The organism is Cellulosilyticum sp. (assembly GCF_982396655.1).
In genome coordinates this window covers 24,275-46,256 of record NZ_CEVXFV010000036.1, presented here as the reverse complement: position 1 = coordinate 46,256, position 21,982 = coordinate 24,275, and the positions used below count along the sequence as shown (strand labels likewise).

General features: G+C 35.9%; 19 protein-coding genes. 17 read left to right on the top strand and 2 right to left on the bottom strand.

Annotation, left to right across the window (positions count from 1 at the left end):
* Positions 1-646 precede the first annotated feature (646 nt).
* The 8 genes from guaB (at position 647) to AC1VAQ_RS14460 (ending at position 10,625) form a co-directional block, all read left to right on the top strand.
* Positions 647-2,101: an IMP dehydrogenase gene (guaB, locus tag AC1VAQ_RS14495; protein WP_302599569.1), complete on the top strand. Its 1,455-nt coding sequence runs from the start codon at positions 647-649 to the stop codon at positions 2,099-2,101.
* 494 nt (positions 2,102-2,595) lie between these two features.
* The gene (guaA, locus tag AC1VAQ_RS14490; RefSeq protein ID WP_302599568.1) at positions 2,596-4,137 is read left to right on the top strand and encodes a glutamine-hydrolyzing GMP synthase; all 1,542 of its coding nucleotides are present in this window, start codon (positions 2,596-2,598) and stop codon (positions 4,135-4,137) included.
* A gap of 476 nt (positions 4,138-4,613) precedes the next feature.
* Positions 4,614-5,123: a GNAT family N-acetyltransferase gene (locus tag AC1VAQ_RS14485; protein WP_302597137.1), complete on the top strand. Its 510-nt coding sequence runs from the start codon at positions 4,614-4,616 to the stop codon at positions 5,121-5,123.
* Positions 5,124-5,398: 275 nt separating this feature from the next.
* Positions 5,399-5,953, top strand: a complete 555-nt coding sequence (locus AC1VAQ_RS14480) for a nitroreductase family protein (RefSeq protein WP_479904073.1) — start codon at positions 5,399-5,401, stop codon at positions 5,951-5,953.
* Positions 5,954-6,069: 116 nt separating this feature from the next.
* Positions 6,070-6,429 (top strand): ArsR/SmtB family transcription factor, encoded by a 360-nt coding sequence (locus AC1VAQ_RS14475; RefSeq protein ID WP_302597138.1) that lies wholly within the window; start codon positions 6,070-6,072, stop codon positions 6,427-6,429.
* Positions 6,430-7,107: 678 nt separating this feature from the next.
* The gene (locus AC1VAQ_RS14470; RefSeq protein WP_302597139.1) at positions 7,108-8,109 is read left to right on the top strand and encodes a serine hydrolase domain-containing protein; all 1,002 of its coding nucleotides are present in this window, start codon (positions 7,108-7,110) and stop codon (positions 8,107-8,109) included.
* Between the two features lie 129 nt (positions 8,110-8,238).
* Positions 8,239-8,484: a DUF1292 domain-containing protein gene (locus AC1VAQ_RS14465; RefSeq protein ID WP_302597140.1), complete on the top strand. Its 246-nt coding sequence runs from the start codon at positions 8,239-8,241 to the stop codon at positions 8,482-8,484.
* 176 nt (positions 8,485-8,660) lie between these two features.
* Positions 8,661-10,625 carry an ABC-F family ATP-binding cassette domain-containing protein gene (locus AC1VAQ_RS14460; protein WP_479904072.1) on the top strand — a complete coding sequence of 655 codons (1,965 nt, stop codon included), beginning with the start codon at positions 8,661-8,663 and terminating at the stop codon, positions 10,623-10,625.
* 131 nt (positions 10,626-10,756) lie between these two features.
* Here AC1VAQ_RS14460 and AC1VAQ_RS14455 read toward each other — a convergent pair whose 3' ends face one another.
* Together AC1VAQ_RS14455 and AC1VAQ_RS14450 are read right to left on the bottom strand one after the other, a co-directional pair.
* Positions 10,757-12,229 carry a DUF1846 domain-containing protein gene (locus tag AC1VAQ_RS14455; RefSeq protein WP_302597143.1) on the bottom strand — a complete coding sequence of 491 codons (1,473 nt, stop codon included), beginning with the start codon at positions 12,227-12,229 and terminating at the stop codon, positions 10,757-10,759.
* 202 nt (positions 12,230-12,431) lie between these two features.
* A complete protein-coding gene (locus AC1VAQ_RS14450) occupies positions 12,432-13,358 on the bottom strand; it encodes a helix-turn-helix transcriptional regulator (protein WP_479904071.1) in 927 nt (308 codons plus the stop codon).
* 157 nt (positions 13,359-13,515) lie between these two features.
* On the opposite strand from AC1VAQ_RS14450, the gene AC1VAQ_RS14445 reads away from it, so the two are divergent.
* The 9 genes from AC1VAQ_RS14445 to AC1VAQ_RS14405 all read left to right on the top strand — a co-directional run bounded on the left by AC1VAQ_RS14445 (position 13,516) and on the right by AC1VAQ_RS14405 (position 21,866).
* The gene (locus tag AC1VAQ_RS14445; RefSeq protein WP_479904070.1) at positions 13,516-15,540 is read left to right on the top strand and encodes a glycoside hydrolase family 31 protein; all 2,025 of its coding nucleotides are present in this window, start codon (positions 13,516-13,518) and stop codon (positions 15,538-15,540) included.
* A 165-nt stretch (positions 15,541-15,705) separates the two neighbouring features.
* On the top strand, positions 15,706-16,683 hold the full coding sequence (locus tag AC1VAQ_RS14440; protein WP_479904069.1) for an alpha/beta hydrolase: 978 nt from the start codon (positions 15,706-15,708) through the stop codon (positions 16,681-16,683).
* A gap of 55 nt (positions 16,684-16,738) precedes the next feature.
* Positions 16,739-17,599 carry an aldo/keto reductase gene (locus AC1VAQ_RS14435; protein WP_479904068.1) on the top strand — a complete coding sequence of 287 codons (861 nt, stop codon included), beginning with the start codon at positions 16,739-16,741 and terminating at the stop codon, positions 17,597-17,599.
* 402 nt (positions 17,600-18,001) lie between these two features.
* On the top strand, positions 18,002-18,754 hold the full coding sequence (gene yaaA / locus AC1VAQ_RS14430; RefSeq protein WP_302597150.1) for a peroxide stress protein YaaA: 753 nt from the start codon (positions 18,002-18,004) through the stop codon (positions 18,752-18,754).
* 275 nt (positions 18,755-19,029) lie between these two features.
* Positions 19,030-19,227 (top strand): cold shock domain-containing protein, encoded by a 198-nt coding sequence (locus AC1VAQ_RS14425; protein WP_302597152.1) that lies wholly within the window; start codon positions 19,030-19,032, stop codon positions 19,225-19,227.
* A gap of 197 nt (positions 19,228-19,424) precedes the next feature.
* Complete coding sequence (locus AC1VAQ_RS14420) at positions 19,425-19,787, top strand: hypothetical protein (protein WP_302597153.1); 363 nt, start codon at positions 19,425-19,427, stop codon at positions 19,785-19,787.
* Positions 19,784-20,692, top strand: a complete 909-nt coding sequence (locus AC1VAQ_RS14415) for an ABC transporter ATP-binding protein (protein ID WP_303244049.1) — start codon at positions 19,784-19,786, stop codon at positions 20,690-20,692. Before AC1VAQ_RS14420 ends, AC1VAQ_RS14415 begins: the two co-directional genes overlap by 4 nt.
* Positions 20,693-20,724: 32 nt before the next feature.
* Positions 20,725-21,117, top strand: a complete 393-nt coding sequence (locus AC1VAQ_RS14410; RefSeq protein ID WP_479904067.1) for an ester cyclase — start codon at positions 20,725-20,727, stop codon at positions 21,115-21,117.
* Between the two features lie 95 nt (positions 21,118-21,212).
* A complete protein-coding gene (locus tag AC1VAQ_RS14405; RefSeq protein ID WP_479904066.1) occupies positions 21,213-21,866 on the top strand; it encodes a YczE/YyaS/YitT family protein in 654 nt (217 codons plus the stop codon).
* The last annotated feature ends 116 nt before the right edge of the window (positions 21,867-21,982 follow it).

Genomic DNA, 21,982 nt, shown 5'->3' with positions numbered 1-21,982 from the left:
ACTTCTTAGTTACAAGCCTTTAATTCTGCAAATATTCTGAGTGGTGGGTAAAAGAATGGGAGAAACTACTCCGTATGTAGACTATCAGCAGGAGAGAGCCTCAACTTCTTAGTTACAAGCCTTTAATTCTGCAAATATTCTGAGTGGTGGGTAAAAGAGCAAGACAAACTACTTCGTGTGTAGGCCAGCAGTAGGTACCTTTCCAACTTCTTAGTTACAAGCATTTGATTTTGTAAATATTTCTATGTGGGAAGTAAATTATGAGAGAGAGAGTTGAAAAAGAGAAATGAGGATGGAAAAAACCAAGGCGTAAAAGGAAAGAGAAAGAGTTTGAATAAGTGGATGAAAAGTAGTAAACATATGTCCGTGAGTTGCGTACGGAAATGGGAAGAAATCGAATATTTAGTATTGATGAGAGTGAAGAAAAATTTGGTGTTTTTCGACGCTCTCATGTTTTTTTACAAGGAATTGGAGAAAAAAGGGAGAGAAGGTGACAAAATATACAAGGTTTTTTAGAATGTCCGATATCGCTTGACAATATCACAGAAAATATGATAAAGTGTACGAAATATAATATTATTGTTTTAATGTTCGACTTTTATTTTGAAAAGAAAAACAATTAGCATAACTTTTGGGAGGCAGTAAAATGGCAAAGATTATAAAAGATGGTATCACATTTGATGATATTTTATTAGTTCCAGGATATTCTAATGTATTACCTAAGGAAGTAGACTTATCAACTAATCTTACTAAAAAAATCAGACTTAATGTGCCTTTTATGAGTGCAGGAATGGACACTGTAACAGAGGCAAGAATGGCAGTAGCTATTGCTAGACAAGGTGGTATTGGTATCATCCATAAAAATATGTCAATTGAAGAACAGGCAGACGAAGTAGATAAAGTTAAACGTTCAGAAAATGGTGTTATCACAGATCCATTTTCATTAAGCCCAGAACACTTCGTATATGAAGCAAATGAACTTATGGCGAAATTCAGAATCTCAGGTGTCCCAATTACTGAGGACGGAAAACTCGTGGGTATCTTAACAAACCGTGACTTACGTTTCGAAACAAATCACAACCGTCAAATCAAAGAAGTTATGACAAGCCAAAATCTTATTACAGCACCAGAAGGAACAAATTTAGCAGAAGCTAAAGCAATTCTTTCTGAACACCGTATTGAAAAATTACCAATCGTAGATGCAGAAGGTAATTTAAAAGGTCTTATTACAATCAAAGATATTGAAAAAGCAATTATGTATCCTAAAGCTGCAAAAGATGCACAAGGTAGACTTTTAGTAGGTGCGGCAGTAGGCGTAACAGCAAATATTTTAGACCGTGTAGATGCGCTTGTAAAAGCTAAAGTTGACGTTATCACAATTGATACAGCGCACGGACATTCACAAGGTGTACTTGATACAGTTAAAAAAGTAAAAGAAAAATATCCAGAACTTCAAATCATTGCAGGTAATGTAGCAACAGCAGAAGCTACAAGAGCACTTATTGAAGCTGGTGCAGATTGCGTTAAAGTAGGTATTGGACCTGGTTCTATTTGTACAACACGCGTTGTAGCTGGTGTAGGGGTACCTCAAATCACAGCTATCGAAGATTGTGCAAAAGCTGCAGCAGAATATGGGGTACCAGTTATCGCTGATGGTGGTATTAAATATTCTGGGGACGTAGTTAAAGCTATCGGTATGGGTGCTAGCGTATGTATGATGGGGTCAATGCTTGCTGGTTGTGAAGAGAGCCCAGGAGCAGTTGAATTATACCAAGGAAGAAAATACAAAGTATACCGTGGTATGGGATCAATTGCAGCTATGGAAAAAGGTAGCAAAGATAGATACTTCCAAGAAGATGCTAAAAAATTAGTTCCAGAAGGTGTAGAAGGACGTGTAGCTTATAAAGGTTATGTAGCGGATACAGTATACCAAATGGTAGGTGGACTTCGCGCAGGTATGGGATACGCTGGAGCTAGAACAATTGATGAACTTAGAGAAAAAGCACAGTTCGTGAAAATTACAAGTGCTGGTCTTAAAGAAAGTCATCCACATGATATCCAAATTACAAAAGAAGCACCTAACTATAGTGTAGATTACTAGGAGAGACCGGAATTTGGAGGGCTTATATCCTCCAAATTTCTAATTCCTAGATAATGCACTACCCCATAGTTGAAAAAGGGTGCACGAGAAGAGGTTGGGTGCATGGAGGGGTAATGAGTTGTAGCAATGAATAGTTAAGGATATTACTAATATTGCTAAGAGGTTATAAAACTCACTCCGCAACCAATGCTACAGATACCACAAACTCTGTTTCCTACTTCATAGTAAGAGCTTCGATATAGTTGAAAAAGGTGCCGAGGGTGGAGAGTGCCTGGGTAAGAGCTTAAGTATAGCTGAAAGATATTAAAGATATTTGCTAGGAAGAGGAAAGTGTACTTTTTAGTTGATGGTAAGTAGTTGTTGTCATAAAAAGTAATAAATGATTAAATATATCTAGAAAAATTTGTGAAAATAGTGTAATATAGTAGAAATATAAAAGACCAAGAGAATCAATGATGGTTGGATTTGTGGTAAATTTAAGGAGGAAGAAAGAAATGAAGCATGAACTGGTAATAGTTCTAGATTTTGGTGGTCAGTACAACCAATTAATCGCAAGACGTGTAAGAGAAAATAATGTATATTGTGAGGTACATCCTTATAATATTAGTCTTGAAAAAATTAAAGAAATGAATCCTAAAGGGATTATCTTTACAGGTGGTCCTAATAGTGTATATGCAGCAGATTCACCAGTTTGTGGTAAAGAAATTTTCGAATTAGGTATTCCTGTACTTGGAATTTGCTATGGTTCTCAGCTTACAGCACACCTTTTAGGTGGTAAGGTAGAAACAGCGCCTGTAAGTGAATATGGAAAAACAGAAGTAAATGTAGATACAACATCTAAATTATTTGAAGGTGTATCACCTTCTACAATTTGTTGGATGAGCCATACAGATTATATTGCTGAGGCACCAGCAGACTTCAAAGTGACAGCACATACACCAGTATGTCCAGTAGCAGCTATGGAAAATGCTGAAAAAGGCATTTATGCAGTACAATTCCATCCAGAAGTTATGCACACACAAGAAGGTATGACAATGCTTTCAAACTTCGTTAAAAACATCTGTGAATGTGAAGGCGACTGGAGAATGGATTCATTCGTAGAAGCTACTATTACATCACTTCGTGAAAAAATTGGCGATGGAAAAGTATTATGCGCATTATCAGGTGGAGTAGATTCATCAGTAGCAGCAGTACTTCTTTCTAAAGCAATCGGAAAACAACTTACATGCGTATTTGTAGACCACGGTTTACTTAGAAAAAATGAAGGGGACGAAGTAGAAGCAGTATTCGGACCAGAAGGACACTATGACCTTAACTTCATTCGTGTAAATGCACAAGAAAGATTCTACGAAAAATTAAAAGGCGTAGAAGAACCAGAAGCTAAGAGAAAAATCATCGGTGAAGAATTCATCCGTGTATTTGAAGAAGAAGCACAAAAAATCGGTGCAGTAGATTACTTAGTACAAGGAACAATCTACCCAGACGTTATCGAAAGTGGACTTGGTAAATCAGCAGTCATCAAATCACACCACAATGTAGGTGGACTTCCTGACTGTGTAGATTTCAAAGAAATCGTTGAACCACTTAGACTTCTCTTCAAAGATGAAGTACGTAAAGCAGGTCTTGAACTCGGTATCCCAGAATACTTAGTATTTAGACAACCATTCCCAGGCCCAGGTCTCGGAATCCGTATTATCGGAGAAGTAACAGCAGAAAAAGTACGCATCGTACAAGACGCTGACTGGATTTACAGAGAAGAAATTGCCAAAGCAGGCGTAGACAAAAACTTAGGCCAATATTTCGCAGCTCTTACTAACATGCGTTCAGTAGGTGTAATGGGTGACGAAAGAACATACGACTACGCAGTAGCACTACGTGCCGTAACAACAAGCGACTTCATGACAGCAGAATCAGCAGACTTACCATGGGAAGTACTTGGAAAAGTTACTACTAGAATCGTAAACGAAGTTAAAGGGGTTAACCGTGTCTTATACGACTGCACAGGAAAACCACCTGCAACGATTGAGTTTGAATAATCACGTAAGCTTGTAGCAATGCAAAAAAATACAGGCATCAACTACCGTTGAGAGCTCGCTCTCATAAGGTAGTTGATGCCTGTATTTTTTTATAGGGCGGAGCCCGTGTAGAAAGTAATTTGACATGGTTTTGGTCAAATTACTTTCTACGCACTGCTACCAACACCGAAGCAAGGCAGAAACCAAGCAAAAGAGCTCGCTCTCATAAGGTAGTTGATGCCTGTATTTTTTTATAATGCGAAGCCCGTGTAAAGAATAATTTGACATGGTTTTAGTCAAATTACTTTCTACGCACTGCTACCAACACCGAAGCCAACTTGAAACTCAACTTGGCACCCAATCTAATAGTCCACTTACCTTGAGGATTTTTCATTTTTATAAGCATAGTAGCATGTGATTTATTGAAAATATAGGGTGTTTGCGATAGTATGTTATCAGTTAGACAAATAAGAATTTGTGAAAGGAAATAAATTTTTATGGTTGATTTGATTGAAGTAACTGAAAAAGAGAAAGCAGTGTTATTTAATCTTTTGGAAAAATATCTATATGAATTCTCACAATGGGAGAAAACAGATGTTAATGATGATGGTCTATATAATTATGAATGGCTTGATTATTATTTAACTGAGAAAAACAGGTATCCATACTTAATAAAAGTTGATGATAGATTAGCCGGTTTTGTAATGATCAGTGATTATCCGGAAGTGCCAGAGAAAACAACAGATTTTTGCCTTTCAGAGTTTTTTATAATGTATAAATACAGAAGAAGTGGATATGGCCGAAATGCTGCATTTCAAGTTTTAGATAAACACCATGGTAGATGGCAGCTCAAGTGTCATCCACATAACCTTGCGTCTGTACATTTTTGGAATACTGTGGTAGATGAATATACAAAAGGAAAATACGAAGTGGTAGAAGGTTATCCGAATTGTGAAGTTGATTATGATGACGGAACACCTGCTAATGTATTCTTTTTTGAAAATTAGCTGCATTAATATATTCTTACATGGCTACTAGCCCGACAGTCAACTATAAATATGTCGATAAAAGTTATTAAGAACTATACGAGAAATAGTTATTTTGTACACGGGAGAAATGATACAAAAAATTACATTATGACGCTACTTTTATAATTTGTATATAGTGCATGGAAATGATGGGAATTATTCGTCTCGATTTTCTTTACCATTAAATTATATAAAAATTAATATGTTATAATTGTTCAAACCAATGAACTAAACAATGTATAATGGAGGATTGAATGATGGAATTACTAGATATTATGAAAGCAAGACATAGTGTAAGACAATATCAGGATAGAAAAATCGAAGAAAGTATTCGTAAGGAATTAAAGGCATGTTTAGATGATTGTAATAAAGAGAGTGGATTGCATATACAGATTATTTACGATGAAGATAAATGCTTTGATACAATGATGGCACGTTACGGAAAGTTTACTGGTGTAACAAATTATATTGCACTTGTGGGAAAGAATTCTGAGACATTAGAGGAAATAGCAGGATACTATGGAGAAAAGCTTGTCTTGAAGGCACAGGAGCTTGGGCTGAATACATGTTGGGTGGCTATGACTTATGGAAAAGGAAAATGTGCAGCCAAAATAGACAAAGGTGAAAAGCTTGTGTGCGTTATCGCACTTGGGTATGGACAGACACAGGGAATGCCACATAAGAATAAGGATTTGGCACAAGTATGTAACCTGGGAGAAGGTCAGCCTAGTTGGTTTTTAAAAGGTATGGAAGCAGCATTGCTTGCACCAACAGCCATGAACCAGCAGAAGTTTTATTTTTGCTTCTAAAATAATCAGGTGTCAGTAAAGGCTGGTTTAGGGTTTTATACAAAGCTTGACTTGGGAATTGTGAAATATCATTTTGAAGCAGTATCAGGCCATAAGATAAAGTAAGGAGTAGATAAATGGATATAGAAGAGAACATCAGAGAGTTAGCGGAAGGATTTGCAAGCTGCAAGAAAATACTAAATGCAATTGGAGATGAAAATAGACAACATTTGATATTGGAGATGTTACAGATTAAAGAATGTAGTGGTGTTAGAGTTGGTACCATTACAGAAAAGACAAATCTTTCAAGGCCTGCGGTATCCCATCATTTACAAATATTAAAAAATGCAGGGATTATTAAAATGCGTCGAGAGGGAACAAAAAATTATTATTATTTTGATATGGATATGGAAGCTTTTGATAATCTAATCCATATGTTGCAATTAGCAAAAGATATTACTGCAATGCTTCCAAACAGGAGTGGGGAAGATGATTAAAAAAACTATAGGGAATGTACCTTTTCTATGACATATACTTAAGTGTACAAGCAAAGCAGCTCCAACAAAGTATCCGCCACACAGCTTACTCTTTAATCCTAAAGTAGCGATATCTAACGTTTTCATACGCGCACTATTAATACTGACGGCTGCGACGATGCCAAGTGGACTACTAAGATAGGAAAAGCTACGTAAGTACAACCTTTTTATAAATTTAAAAATAAAATTCTCAGAAGGCCTTTGAACTTTGCGGGGACCCGAACTGCTTGAGGCAGTTTATATGTAGCAAGGGGAAAAGGACAGCCTCCCACTTCTTCTGATCTTTGGAAAATCTATACTTTAAGCAAGCTCTCCTGTTAGGGTGTATGACTCGTTTTTAAAGGGCGTTAAATACTGGGAGGCTATTTATGGGGACTATGTGTCTAGGTGTTGTAACGATTAGAAAGTGTGTTATGACAGTTCTCTTTAAAAGCAGGCGTGCTTATTTAAAGTAGAGAGTGGAAAAAGAAATGAGGAAGTATGGAGATAAAAATAGCATTCACTAATTAAAATTGGTGGATGCTATTTTTCATTGAAAAAAATTTTAAATAGATATAACCTATATAAAGGATATCCAATAAACAAATAGTTCGAACTAACATTTTCATAATCACTATATATAAGGAGATGAAAAGCGTTATGGATAAAAAGGAATTGCATCATATAGTTTTAAAAGAACAATGTAATATATGCCAAATTGTAGCTTTAAAAAAGGGTGTGATGGTATATAGTGATACATGGCATGATATAACAAAGGAAAATGCCTTTCATATTGCATCAGCAACAAAAAGTATTATGTCTCTTCTTATAGGTATTGCAATTGATAAAGGATTTATTGAAAGTACGCAGCAGAAAGTGTTAGACTTTTTTCCAGATTATCAAATAAAACGTGGGGAAAAAACGATACAGCATGTAACGCTTGAGCATCTACTTACAATGACTGCGCCGTATAAATACAAATCTGAACCTTGGACAAAGGTGTGTAAGAGTGAAGATTGGACAAAGGCAGTTCTTAATCTGCTAGGGGGAAGGGCAGGAATTACTGGGGAATTTAAATATTCAACGCTGGGTATTCAGATACTAAGTGCGATTATAACCAAAGTTAGTGGGCTAGCTACAATAGAATTTGCAAATAGATTTCTTTTTGAACCACTAGGGATTGCACCACGTGCTAGCTTTAGTGTAAAGAGTAAAGCGGAACATATAGATTTTGTCACATCAAAGAGTCCAAAGAAAGAGATATGGTTTTGCGATTCAAATCAAATAGCAACGGCTGGGTTTGGGTTATGTCTATCTGCTAAGGAACTAGTGAAAATCGGTCAAATGTGTCTTGATAAGGGTGTTTATCAGGGAAAACAAATAGTATCTTCCTGGTGGATTCAAAGGAGTACCACAGCGTTTGTACAATGCGGAAAGCGTTTTAACAATATGGCATACGGGTATTTATGGTGGATAGTAGATGCGGAAAAAAACATTTATGCGGCTATTGGAGATGGCGGAAATGTACTTTATATAAATACTTCTGCACAAATAGTTATTTCTGTAACATCTACATTTAAACCAGCAGTTTTTGATCGTATTGAGTTTATACAGGAATATATTGAACCCTTTGTTGAAAACTATAAGTGTAATAAAATTTAGGGTTCAAGTCCATTTTTAAAATATTGATTAATATTTAGGATTAAAGTGATTCGTGCATAATTGCAATTACTTTAGCCGTAGAATATAATGTTACTTAAAGACTAAAGTGAGACAATAGGAGACAATGCAATGAATGAATATGAAGTAATTACTATGCCAGTATCAGATGGAACGGAGAGAGAGTTTGCAATTATTGATACTTTTGAAGTAAGACGTAAAAAGTATATGGCTGTATCTTTAATTGAAGAAGATGAAATCAAAGACGGCGTATATATTTATCGTTATCATAATGCTGAAGATGGCGATGTTATTGTAGAAGAGATTGCAGATGCTGATGAATATAATAAAGCAGTAGCGGCATATGAAAAGAAATAGCTACGAGGAACTGGTACACTAAAATAAGTGTCCAGTTCTTTTTTAAAATATGAAAATGTAAGGCTTGGAATTGCTAAGTGATAATGGTAGAATGTTTAGAAAAGTAGGCTGTGTTTAAAGGAAGATAGTTATAAAGAAACAGGGCTATTATAGCTCTATTTAAAAAGGGGTAAGATATGCAATATAGGATAAATCATGGCTGCGTGGCGTTTGCTGCAGATGTCATTTTAAAGGATATTAATTTTGAAATCAGAGATACAGAAAAAATTGCAGTAGTTGGAAGAAATGGGTGTGGGAAGACCACATTGCTTAAATTAATTTCAGGAGAAGTAGATTTAACGAAAAGAGATAGTGATGAAGATATTTTCATTGCAAAGTCAGGTAATCCAACTATTGGTTACTTAAAGCAAATGACCTTTGAAGATGTAAACTTATCAATGGAAAAAGAAATTCGGAAGGTATTTAAGCCTTATATAGAAATGCAAAAGGAGTTAGAACAAAGGCGTCAGAGGATGGAAAAGCATCCAAGTGAAGAAAATATTTTAGCGTATACCAAAATGGAAGAACATTTTACGGATATAGGCGGTTATTATTATGAAAAAGAATATGAGACGATGATTCGCCAATTTGGTTTTTCACAGGAAGATAAATTAAAGCCCCTTAGTGCCTTTTCAGGTGGACAGCAAACTAAGATTGCTTTTATTAAAATGTTACTTGAAAAGCCAGATATTTTACTTTTAGATGAGCCGACTAACCACTTGGATATTGAAACGATTAAGTGGTTAGAAACGTATCTAAAAGGGTATAAGAAGGCAGTTGTTATCGTATCTCATGACCGTATGTTTTTAGATAACATAGTGGATGTAGTTTATGAAATTGAATATGGGAAGACTACAAGATATAAGGGAAATTATACGGCCTTTATGGCACAGAAAAGACAAAATTGGGACAAGCAAGCGAAAGATTATGAGTTGCAACAGAAGGAAATTAAAAGGTTACAAGCTATCATTGATAAATTTAAGCATCATCCTACAAAGGTGTCTATGGCAAGGTCTAAAATGAAACAAATCGAACATATGGAACGCGTTGCAGCACCAGAACGCTATGATACGAGGACTTTCCATGCCCATTTTAATCCAGAAGTGGAGACGGGAAAAGAAGTATTAACGGTTAAAGACTTGGCGATAGGATATGAGGCAGGAAAAGTACTTTCCACGGTGAATATGTCTTTAGAAAAAGGACAGAAGATGGGCATTATAGGTGGTAATGGACTTGGGAAGTCTACCTTTTTAAAAACGGTGACAGAAAAGCTACCTGCTTTAGGCGGAGAATATCACTATGGTATTCGTGTAAAAATCGGTTACTTTGATCAGCAAATGGCACAATATACCAGTGAGGAGCAGGTGATAGATGATTATTGGAATGAATTTCCTAATATGACGCAAACAGAAGTAAGAAGTGCATTAGGGGCGTTTGCTTTTACAGGGGATGATGTATTTAAGAAAATTAGCATGTTATCAGGTGGAGAAAGAGTGCGTTTAGCACTTTGTAAGATATTAACCACGAAACCTAATTTCTTGATATTAGATGAACCTACGAATCATATGGATATTATAGGGAAAGAAACTTTAGAGCAGATGCTAAAAGATTATACGGGAACTGTTTTATTTGTTTCACATGACCGCTATTTCATTAAACAAATCTCAGATAAATTATTAGTATTTGAGCCAAATAGAAAGACGGATTTTTATGAATATGGCTATGAGGAATATTTAGAAGGAAAAGCAAGAGAGGTAGAAAATAAGGACAATGATGTAACGGCTAAAAAATCAATTACAGGTACACCGATACCCGTAATGCGTGAGACAAACGAAAATAGCGGGAAAAAGGATAATAATCCAGGGAAAGAACGTGCAAAACTCGAAAGAAAAGTAAAGAAAGCAGAAGAAAGTGTGGCAATCTGTGAGGAGGAAATTGAAGCATTAAAATTAGAAATTATGGCGCCTCACAATGCTTCAAATTATTCAAGACTAGGAGAAATTCAAGAAAAGATAGATGCAAAGGAAGAAACTTTAATCATGCTTATGGAACAATGGGAAGCGTGCCAACATGCATTAGAAATATACAATAAAGAAGTCTAGGCGGAAAAAATAGCATTCACTAATTAAGGTTAGTGAATGCTATTTTTTTGTATGTTAATAAATACAAAGTTTCTTTACAAAACCTACCGTTTTAGGGTATACGTTGCAGAATCATTTTTATTAACAAAGGATTAAATCGCTTTATCCTCATAAATTGCTTCATTAGTAAACTCAATGCCAAGTTTCTTGAAAGTTTTCATATCAACAGGAGATAAGACTACGGTAGTGTGTAACTGGCAGCCAGCTAACTTTGGAAGTTGCTCTAAGGCTAATCTGGCATTTGGGTCAGTGACAGCACACATAGAAAGTGCAATTAGAATCTCGTCTGTATGTAAGCGAGGATTTTTACTACCGAGATAATCTGTTTTTAGCGTTTGAATTGGTTCTATAAAGTAAGGAGAGATGAGATGAATTGAATCATCAATGCCGCCGAGTACTTTCACTGCATTTAATAAAACAGCAGAGGAAGCACCGAGAAGGTCACCAGTCTTACCAGTAACAATCGTACCATCTGGAAGTTCTAATGCAGCAGCAGGTAATCCGGTTTCAGTGGTTAATTTGTTAGCAACAGGTACAACTGGGCGATCAGCAGTAGTGATTTTAGCTTGTTTCATCAACAGCTCGATTTTGTATATTTCATCTTTAGTAGCTTCATCTTTGATTAAGCGGTTCATAGATTGGTAGTAGCGACGGATGATTTCTTGCTTAGAAGCTTCTTCACAAACTTCATTATCAATGATGCAGTTACCAGCCATATTTACCCCCATATCTGTTGGAGATTGATATGGACAGCTACCATAAATTCCTTCAAACATGGCTTCAAGTACAGGATAAATTTCAACATCGCGGTTGTAGTTTACTGTAGTGATACCATAGGCGTCTAGGTGGAAAGGATCAATCATATTGACATCATTAAGATCTGCAGTAGCTGCTTCATAAGCTAAGTTCACAGGATGTTTTAGAGGGATATTCCAAATTGGGAAAGTCTCAAATTTAGCATATCCAGCTTTTATACCACGTTTGTTTTCATGATACAATTGAGAAAGGCAAGTAGCCATCTTACCGCTTCCTGGCCCTGGTGCAGTAACAACTACTAATGGGCGAGTTGTTTCTACATAATCATTTTTGCCATAGCCTTCATCGCTGATGATGTGAGAGATATTGTTAGGATAACCTTCTATAGAATAGTGACGGTATACTCTGATATCCATGTGCTCTAATTTACTTTGAAATAGATTTACAGAGGCCTGACCTGTGTAACGAGTAATTACTACACTACTAACGTAGAGGCCCTTTTCTCTGTATACTTCAATGAGGCGTAAAACGTCTTGATCATAGGGAATGCCTAAATCATGTCTCACCTTATTCTTTTCAATATCCGCAGCATTGATAGAAATAATGATTTCTGCTTGATCAGATAGTTGTAGTAACATCTGTAGTTTGCTGTCAGGTGCAAAGCCTGGAAGGACACGTGATGCATGATAGTCATCAAATAACTTTCCACCAAATTCCAGATACAACTTGTCACCAAATTGACTAATACGCTCTCGAATGTGTTCCGATTGCATTTTTAGGTACTTGTAATTATCAAATCCAATTTTCATTTTTCGACTTCCTTTTTATGTGAAATTTAAGTTTTTTCTAGAAGACCTTTAGTATGTGCTTCATATAAATAAGTTTACCATATAAAGAATTACTAAAGAACTCTATATAAGATTTTTTTCAAAAATAGAGTAGATTATGAGTCTTTCTATATATTTTACGGTGCAATTTTTGAGCTTTTACCGAGTCGCAATATAATAAATGCTATGGGACATGGTGCATTTCTTCATGAAAGAAGCTGTTTTCACGAAGTGTGGATTTTCGATATGCCATAGGGGTCAAATGGATATAGTATTTAAAAATCTTATTGAAATAGCTCACATTATGAAATCCTACATCAAATGCAATTTCGCTAATTGTTTTATCTGTGGAATCAAGTAAGGTGATACTTTTGCTAATGCGATAATAATGGATATATTCGATAACGGACATTTTAGTCATGGCTTTAAAGAATCTACATAGTTGCCCTTTGCTTATATGAAACTGGGCAGACATTTTTTCTAAGGAAATCTGCTCAGTATAGTTGGCCTGAATCCAGGTAATCATTGATTTAATAAGAACAATTTTGTAATCAACTTGTTTTTCACGCTGTAATATATTTTGTGTTGCATGCATGTATAACAAATACCATATCTCATAGAGACATGCTTTTATGAGAAGTTCATAGCCTATTTGTTTGGTATCAAATAATCTTCTCGCATTGTTTAATTTCTCCAGGAGCTGTTTTTCCCATTCCTCTTTAGGCAGGATATAATCTGGGAATGATAATGTATCATTATTAACTGGATCAATATATTTTTGCTGTGTAGCATCGTTAATATGACTGTTAAGTAAATCTAGGTGAAATACAATGGCATAAAAGTCTAGAGGCATCCCAGGTGCAGCGACCATTGAATGAAGATGGTCGGACTTTATGAACAGTATGCCGTTTTCCTGAATAGAAATCATCTTATCTTCAATTTGAAATTGCGCTTTGCCTTTTGTTATAACCAATATTTCATATTCCCTATGCCAGTGGCAACCTATTCGTTCTGTTATTTCTGGATTTGTACTGATTTCATGAACCATTAACGGAAATAATGCATTGCCATGTGGCGTTTTTTCTTGTAGTAATTCACTATTTTTTTTCATGACGATACCCCTTATAAATATATCATTATTGTGTTAGTTTTCAGCATATATGATGTAGTGACGTATAATTACAATCATTATAATGTTATTAGATGTGTGTTTAAATAGATAAAATTGTAGCTATAGTTGTAGCTAAAATGATGAGGGGGATAATAATATGCAATTTATGAATGACAATGGTGCGTTAGTGTTTAAACGTCAAGGGGAAACTGTCCGTATCGAAGCTTGGGGCAAGGATTCTTTTCGTGTGCGTGCAACAATGTTTCCTGACTTTACTAAGCATGTATGGGCTTTGACTGAAGAGGTGCCTGTTAGTCAGACAGTAGTGGATATTTATGAGAAAGATCACTGGGTAGGGGATGGCACAATTGATAAGAGAGAATATGCTTCAATTACCAATGGTCACATTAGGGCAGAAGTTAATTTTGTAGGGATTATTTCATTCTTTAAGGATGAAAAACTTATTCTTCGAGAATACTACCGCTCTTATGATGGGACTATTTCAAAGGGAAGTCGTTGCTTAAAGCTAATTAATCGTGAGTGGAAAGGCATAATTGGAGGGAGTGATTATACCTTGAATCTTAAATTTGATAGTAATGATGGTGAAAAGATATTTGGTATGGGGCAGTACCAGCAACCTTATTTGAATCTAAAAGGCAATGTATTAGAACTTGCACAGCGCAATTCCCAGAATTCTGTTCCATTCTATATATCCTCACTAGGATATGGTATGCTTTGGAACAATCCGGCAGTTGGTAGGGTTACCTTCGCAAATAATTATACGGAGTGGACTTCAAATTCTACTAAGGAAATGGATTACTGGATTACTGTAGGTGATACGCCTAAGACAATCATGGCTTCATATACAAATGCAACAGGACATGTACCTATGTTTCCAGAGGATTTAATGGGACTTTGGCAGTGTAAACTTCGTTATCGCAGTCAAGATGAAGTACTTACAGTTGCGCGTCAGTATCAGAAGGAGGGCATCAAAATTGACCAGATTGTAATTGATTTCTTCCACTGGACAGTGCAGGGAGACTGGAAGTTCGATGAAAAGTATTGGCCGGACCCTAAGGCAATGGTTGATGAACTCCATGCTATGGGTATTAAGGTAATCGTTTCAGTATGGCCATCTGTAGATCGCAAGAGTGAAAACTTTGGCCCTATGATGGAAAGAGGGCTTTTGATTAAGACTGAGCGAGGGGCTATGCAAACCTATGATTATCAAGGTGACTGTGTTGAGATAGACCCATTTAATCCTGAGACAAGAGCTTATGTATGGAATGTATGTAAGAAGAATTATTATGATTATGGTATTGATGCCTTTTGGCTTGATAACTCAGAACCAGATTATGGTGTTTATGATTTTGAAAACTATCGTTATTATATAGGACCAGCACTTCAAGTAAGTAATATGTATCCTCAAATGTATAGTCGTATTTTCTATGATGAAATGAGCAAAATAGGGGATGGCACAGTTGTCAATCTGCTTCGCTGTGCATGGGCTGGAAGTCAAAAATATGGCAATGTCATTTGGTCTGGGGATGTGCCAAGTACATTTGAAGCTTTGCAAGACCAATTGCAGTGTGGCCTTAATATGGGGCTTGCAGGGATTCCTTGGTGGACAACTGACATCGGTGGTTTTATGACTGATGATGTAAATGATCCTGATTTTAAGCAGCTACTGATTCGTTGGTATCAATTTGCAGTATATTCTGCCGTAATGCGTATGCATGGGGACCGTGGACCTTACAATATACCACCACTTGATGATAGAGATTTTGGAGGCGGCTACTTACATACAGGTCAGCCCAATGAACTCTGGAGTTATGGAGAAGATAATTATCACATTATGAAAAAGTATTATGACATCCGCATTGCAATGCATGATTATATTAAGGCGTTATATCAGGAAGCACATGAAAATGGCTCTCCGCTTATTCGTACAATGTTTTATGAATTCCCTGAGGATAAAAAATGCTGGGAAGTAAGTGATCAGTATATGTTTGGGAGTGAGTATTTGGTAGCACCTATACTTCATCTTAATGAATTTGAACGTGATGTATATCTTCCAGCTGGTAAGTGGATGCTGACCTCAGATAACACAGTATTTGAAGGAGAACAGGTAATACATGTTGAGGCACCTATTGATTATATGCCTGTATTAAAAAAATGCTAATTTGAATATAGACCTTTTAACAAGAAAAAGAGAGGATTAGGGCAGATTAATTCATACTAGACATTCAGAAATTGCTCATAGTATGACCGATGGCATAAAAGCCTTGACTTAAAGTGAACTCCAAGATGTAGTATATAAAATGTCAATGAAGTAGATATATTAAAAATGATATTAAATAAGGAGGGCATTAATATGGGAACAGGTTATATTGCCAAGTTAAGCGAAAAGGTAAGTAGAGAGCAGGTGTCTTATAAAAATCGTTATGGCTTAACAATTGCTGGAGATTTATATACTTCAAAAGAGATTGATAAGGCGCATAAACATCCTGCGATTATTGTGGGTGCACCATATGGCGGTGTTAAGGAGCAAGGGCCATGTGTTTATGCCAATGAATTAGCACAAAGAGGATTTGTTGTACTAACTTTTGATCAAAGCTTCATGGGAGAATCTAATGGGGAGCCAAGACATGTATCGTCTCCTGATATTTTCTCTGAAAACTTTAGTGCAGCTGTTGATTATCTCGGGTTACAAAAATTTGTGGATAGAGGAAAAATAGGTGTGATTGGCATCTGTGGTTCGGGCGGATTTTCATTAAGTGCAGCACAGGTTGATACTAGAATCAAAGCTGTTGCAACTTGCAGTATGTATGACATGAGTGCTGCCGTAAGGGATTCTATGGATAAAGAAGCACGTCAGGCTGCCAAAGAAAAAATGTCTTTACAAAGATGGGTTGATGCTGAAAATGGCTATCCAGAATATATCCCATACTTCCCAGAAACACCATTAGAAAGCGTGCCAGAAGAATTAGATCCAATTACTGCTGAATGGTTCCGCTTTTATGCAGTTAAAAGAGGCCATCATCCAAATGCCAGAGGCGGATTTACAACAACAAGTGATATGGCGTTATTAAATTATAGTTTATTAAGTCATATTGATGAAATTTCGCCACGTCCAATCTTATTTGTAGTGGGGGATAGAGCACATTCTAAGTTCTTCAGTGAAGATGCCTATGCTGTAGCAAATGAGCCAAAGGAACTCTATGTGGTGGATGATGCAGAGCATATTGACTTATATGATAAGACGGATAGAATTCCTTTTGATAAATTAGAATCTTTCTTTAAAGGCGCATTTAACCAAGTATAAGCAGTCAAGTGTTGAGGAAAGAAGAGGATATTAAAATATCACGGAGGTATATATTATGGAATTTGTAACATTAAATAATGGTGTAAAGATGCCAAAAGAAGGATTCGGTGTATTTCAGGTGCCAGATCCATTACAGTGTGAGCAGGCAGTATTAGATGCGATTTCTGTAGGATATCGATTGATTGATACGGCAGCAGCCTATATGAATGAAGCAGCAGTTGGTACAGCTTTGAAAAAAGCAATGATGTCTGGTGTGACACGAGAGGAACTTTTCATTACGACAAAGCTCTGGGTACAGGATGCAAGTTATGAAGGGGCAAAGGTAGCAATTGAAACGTCGCTTTCTAAGCTTCAGTTAGAATATATTGATTTATATCTGATACATCAACCTATGGGAGATTACTATGGGGCTTATCGTGCTATGGAAGAAGCATACAAAGCTGGTAAGATTAAAGCTATAGGAGTATGTAATTTCTATCCACATGTTCTAGCAGATTTTTGTGAAACAGTGGAAGTAACCCCAGCAGTAAATCAAGTAGAACTGCATCCTTTCTTCCAGCAGGCAGAGGCAATTTCATTAATGAATGCGTATAAAGTTGTACCTGAAGCATGGGGACCATTTGCAGAAGGGAAATATGGTATTTTTACAAATCCAGAGCTTGTTGCTATTGGTGAAAAATATGGCAAGAGTGCAGCACAGGTAGCACTTCGCTGGAATGTACAACGCGGCGTTGTTGTGATTCCAAAATCTGTTCACAAAGAACGTATGGCAGAAAATATTGCTATTTGGGATTTTGAATTGACTCAAGATGAAATGGAGAAAATTGCAAAACTTGATATGGGCCATAGTGAAATTGTAGACCATAGTAATCCCGAGTTTATAAAAGCATTACACGGCATGCGAATTCATGATTAAAAGTGAACTGTGATATAGGAGATATAAGGTATATATAGATTTCACATTTATAAATTTTAGTTATTCATAGTTTTTAGCAATGTGAAATCATTGAGAGAAAACAATTTACGTACATGTATATTTCAAGGTTTTATTTGGTTTCTCTATACAAAAGAAAAGTAGAGATTTAATTAAAATAAGGCGTATAACATATAAGAAGGAATGAATATATTTGTAAGTAAAAAAGCATTCACTAAGTATTTAGTGGATGCTTTTTGAATGATGTTAAAAATTTAGGTTACATATGATGAAAAAAAATAAATACAACATTAAGCTATATGAGATAAAGATAAGGTGGGGGTTAAGTAAATAGATGAAGACTGATATAATAAAACTTAAATATTAAGGCTACAAGGAGATACAATGAGGATTATTATTTCACCTGCAAAGAAAATGAATATTGATACGGATTCTTTTGAAATACAAAGATTACCTATATTTTTAGAGGAGACAAAGCAGCTTTGTAAGGCTATACAGGAAATGACATTGCCCCAAGTGAAGGCACTTTGGGAATGCAGTGATAAGTTAGCGGCGCTTAATTATGATAGATTTACAGATATGAGATTAGAAGAGCGTTTAACACCAGCAATTCTTTCTTTTGAGGGACTGCAGTATCAACATATGGCGCCTATGGTATTTACTGAGGAGGCGCTTGCTTATGTGGAAGAGCATTTGCGTATCTTATCAGGATTTTATGGCGTGCTTACACCATTTACAGGAGTTACGCCATATCGCCTGGAGATGCAGGCAAAGTTATCTGTAGAGGGGAAGAAAGATTTATATGAATTTTGGGGAGATAAATTATATCGTACAGTGATAAGTGAAGATCATGTCATTATTAATCTAGCTTCAAGAGAATATGCCAAGGCAATTGAGCAGTATTTATCACCCAAGGATAAGTTTATTACTATAGAGTTTGCAGAGTATGTGGATGGCAAGGTAAAACAAAAAGGAACATGGGCCAAAATGGCTCGTGGGGAGATGGTACGCTTTATGGCAGAGCATCAAGTATCGAACATAGAGCAGATTAAAGCGTTTAATGTATTAGGATATAAGTATAGAGAAGATTTATCTACGGATACAAGAATGATATTTATTAGAACAGACTCAGAATAAGGAGCGTTATGAGATATATTATGGAAGAGATTTTGTTTAATAAGTGATAATAAGCAATTTAGAAAGATAGTATGCTAAAAAAATAAATACTGCTTGACAAATTGTGAAATAGAATGTATACTAAATAAATATTAAGTAGTTGTTTATAGCTTTAAATGTTGATTTTAATTCACATGCTATTAGAGATTATATACATTGCTCGATGTAATCTGTAATATTATGTGAATTTTTTTGTTCCATTTTGATTACAGAAATTCATATTAGGAGGTACCAACATGACAGGTACAGTTAAATGGTTTAACGCAGAAAAAGGATTCGGTTTTATTGAAAGAGAAGATGGAGATGACGTATTCGTACATTTCTCAGCTATTCAAGGAGATGGATTCAAATCTCTTGATGAAGGACAAAAAGTAAACTTCGACATCACTAAAGGTCCACGTGGTGCTCAAGCAGAAAACGTTACAAGAGCATAATTTTGTAACAAAAAAGGTAGAAGCTAAGTTTTAGCTTCTACCTTTTTTTTGTATTTAGGTACTAAAAATTTAAGATTAAAAGATAAGGAATGTTATAGCAAGAATTGCATTTATAGGATTATGGCATATAATAATTAGTATGATTAAAATTCTGAAATGTTTAAAAAATAAGTATTGGCAATAGGAAGGGGGTTATAATGGGGAAGCAATTAAATAAACCAAAGTCTTCTTGGTTTAATGTGGGTTACATATTAAAAATGATTTGGCAAGGGGATAGGGGAATCGTTATATATTCCATGTTCAAGGCTATTTCGGAAAATATTTTTTATGTGTTTTTCTTTGTGTACCTTACCAAATATATTTATACCTGCATAGAACAGCATACAGCATTTAATGAAATGGTACAGTTAGTGGCATTATTGTGCGGTGTTCATGTTTTGCTGCACATTTCTTCAGCGGGGCATCAATATTATTTAAAATGTCATACGCCAGAGGTATATCGCTATATTATCAGCTGGATTTTTCCAATACCCGTGATGGCCGTACGGCAACATATGTGAAGCGCATATTTTATGAAAAGAAATATGCTGCAGAATTAAGGCTCTTTAATATTGCAAGCCGGTTATTAAAACGCCATGAAGAAGCCTATGAAGGGATGTATGAACGCACCAGGGCCCTTCGTAAAAAAGCCGCTAAATATGAATCTATTCGCTGGAGCACCTTTGGACTTATGACTTATATACTGCCATTTTTATATGTGGCCTGGGTTGTTAAGACGCGAGAGGGTGTTAATATTGGGGCATATCTTGCTATGGCAACAAGTCTTGAATTCGTAGCAGGAAATATCTCAGATATGGTGGAACAGGTGGTTATTTTAAATAAGCATGGATTATTTATGGGCAATCTACGTGAGTTTCTAGAATATGACTCACAAAATGAAGAGCAAGGGGCTCAGAAGACAAAGTTATGCCCCATTTCAGAAAATGTATTGATGCACAGCCCTAGAAATGAAGAGGAGTGTAAGTTAGTTGAAATGGCATTGGAAAAAGCACAATTTGGCGAAAAGCTTAAGACATTGCCAAGTGGGATTGAGACCATGGTTTCTAAGGAATTTGATGAGAACGGTGTGGTCTTATCAGGGGGTGAAGCTCAGAAGGTTGCTATATCTAGGCTATTTATGAAAGGACAGCAGCTTCCTGTCGCCATTTTAGATGAACCGTCTTCTGCCCTAGACCCTATTGCTGAATATACGCTAAATACCAATATGATGAATAATGCAAAAGAAGCAACTATTATTTTTATCAGTCATCGCCTTTCTACAACAAGGGATGCAGACCGCATCTATTTATTTGAACATGGTCAGATTATAGAGCAAGGCACACATGATGAACTGATGGCACTAAATGGAGAATATGCAGAAATGTTTGAGAAACAAGCGTATTATTATAAATTGAAGATAGGTTAGAAGTATATAATAAGGATATAGGAGGGGATAGGATGACGAATAAGGAGATTGTTAAAGCATTTTTTATAGAAAGCTATGAAAAGCATAATTATGAGTTTGCCATGCAGCATATGGCAGATGATTATTATGATCATAGTCCAGCAGGTGCAAGAAGCAATCAAGATGCTGTAAAGATTTTAAAAATAGTAGAAGGCATGTTTTCCAATTTAAAGATAGAAGTATTAGACCTTATTGAAGAAGCAGATCAAGTAGCAGCTAGGATAAAGTATACAGGAGTACATACAGGAAATTGCATGGGAATAGAAGCAACGGGAAAGACGATTAGCTTTGAGGCGCTAGAAAACTTTAAGTTAGAGCAGGGAATAATTACAGAATCATGGGGCTATTGGCCTGATTCATATATTAAGGAATACTTAGAGCAGTAAGTTTTTTAAAGTACAGCAGATAAGGACATTTTTATATACTAAAGAAATGTGGTGCTAACCACTTTCTTGTTACATAAGGTAAGGAGATATTAGTGATGACAAAAAACATGATGAAAAGATGTATGATGTGTATTATGGGATTATTTATTGCAGCCATTGGGGTGGCAATTACAAAGAAAGCTGCATTAGGGGTATCCCCTATTTCTTCAGTGGCTAATGTGGTCAGTATGAAGTATATGAGCCTTTCTTTAGGAAACTGCCTGATTATATGGAACTGCATTTTGATATTAGGCCAGTTTTTATTGCTGCGCAGCAAGTTTCAAGTTTTTGAACTATTACAGATTCCACTTTCATTTTTATTTGGCTGGTTTACAGACTTTGGACTTTGGCTGGTTTCATCTCTTGAGGTACAAGGATACATAAGTCAAATTTTAATGGTAATTTTAGGAACTATTGTATTAGGTCTTGGCATCTCTATGACGGTGATTGCCGATGTAATTATGAATTCAGGAGAAGCCTTTGTTAAGGCATTGTCACAGGTTATAAAAAAAGAATTTGGCAATGTAAAAATAGTCTTTGATGTAAGCTGCGTAGTCCTTGCAGTAGGTATTTCATTAGTACTTTTTGATGCAAAGATTGTAGGGACTAGAGAAGGAACGATTATTGCAGCCTTACTGACAGGCGTAGTTGTGAAGTTCTTTATAAATAAGCTCAATGCACCATTAGGCAAATTATTGAGAGAGCAATAAATAGGAAAATCAATATTTAAAGAGGAGGTGCTGCAAAATTTATTTTGCAGCACACTTTTTTTGAGCAGAAAGCTTCAATATAATAGGTAGATTAAAATGGCATTAACACAAAAAGT

What these genes read in the sequence shown, in the direction of transcription:
- guaB (WP_302599569.1), top strand. Translation starts at nt 647, where the DNA reads ATGGCAAAGATTATAAAAGATGGTATCACATTTGATGATATTTTATTA.
- guaA (WP_302599568.1), top strand. Translation starts at nt 2,596, where the DNA reads ATGAAGCATGAACTGGTAATAGTTCTAGATTTTGGTGGTCAGTACAAC.
- AC1VAQ_RS14485 (WP_302597137.1), top strand. Translation starts at nt 4,614, where the DNA reads ATGGTTGATTTGATTGAAGTAACTGAAAAAGAGAAAGCAGTGTTATTT.
- AC1VAQ_RS14480 (WP_479904073.1), top strand. Translation starts at nt 5,399, where the DNA reads ATGATGGAATTACTAGATATTATGAAAGCAAGACATAGTGTAAGACAA.
- AC1VAQ_RS14475 (WP_302597138.1), top strand. Translation starts at nt 6,070, where the DNA reads ATGGATATAGAAGAGAACATCAGAGAGTTAGCGGAAGGATTTGCAAGC.
- AC1VAQ_RS14470 (WP_302597139.1), top strand. Translation starts at nt 7,108, where the DNA reads ATGGATAAAAAGGAATTGCATCATATAGTTTTAAAAGAACAATGTAAT.
- AC1VAQ_RS14465 (WP_302597140.1), top strand. Translation starts at nt 8,239, where the DNA reads ATGAATGAATATGAAGTAATTACTATGCCAGTATCAGATGGAACGGAG.
- AC1VAQ_RS14460 (WP_479904072.1), top strand. Translation starts at nt 8,661, where the DNA reads ATGCAATATAGGATAAATCATGGCTGCGTGGCGTTTGCTGCAGATGTC.
- AC1VAQ_RS14455 (WP_302597143.1), bottom strand. Translation starts at nt 12,229, where the DNA reads ATGAAAATTGGATTTGATAATTACAAGTACCTAAAAATGCAATCGGAA.
- AC1VAQ_RS14450 (WP_479904071.1), bottom strand. Translation starts at nt 13,358, where the DNA reads ATGAAAAAAAATAGTGAATTACTACAAGAAAAAACGCCACATGGCAAT.
- AC1VAQ_RS14445 (WP_479904070.1), top strand. Translation starts at nt 13,516, where the DNA reads ATGCAATTTATGAATGACAATGGTGCGTTAGTGTTTAAACGTCAAGGG.
- AC1VAQ_RS14440 (WP_479904069.1), top strand. Translation starts at nt 15,706, where the DNA reads ATGATATTAAATAAGGAGGGCATTAATATGGGAACAGGTTATATTGCC.
- AC1VAQ_RS14435 (WP_479904068.1), top strand. Translation starts at nt 16,739, where the DNA reads ATGGAATTTGTAACATTAAATAATGGTGTAAAGATGCCAAAAGAAGGA.
- yaaA (WP_302597150.1), top strand. Translation starts at nt 18,002, where the DNA reads ATGAGGATTATTATTTCACCTGCAAAGAAAATGAATATTGATACGGAT.
- AC1VAQ_RS14425 (WP_302597152.1), top strand. Translation starts at nt 19,030, where the DNA reads ATGACAGGTACAGTTAAATGGTTTAACGCAGAAAAAGGATTCGGTTTT.
- AC1VAQ_RS14420 (WP_302597153.1), top strand. Translation starts at nt 19,425, where the DNA reads ATGGGGAAGCAATTAAATAAACCAAAGTCTTCTTGGTTTAATGTGGGT.
- AC1VAQ_RS14410 (WP_479904067.1), top strand. Translation starts at nt 20,725, where the DNA reads ATGACGAATAAGGAGATTGTTAAAGCATTTTTTATAGAAAGCTATGAA.
- AC1VAQ_RS14405 (WP_479904066.1), top strand. Translation starts at nt 21,213, where the DNA reads ATGACAAAAAACATGATGAAAAGATGTATGATGTGTATTATGGGATTA.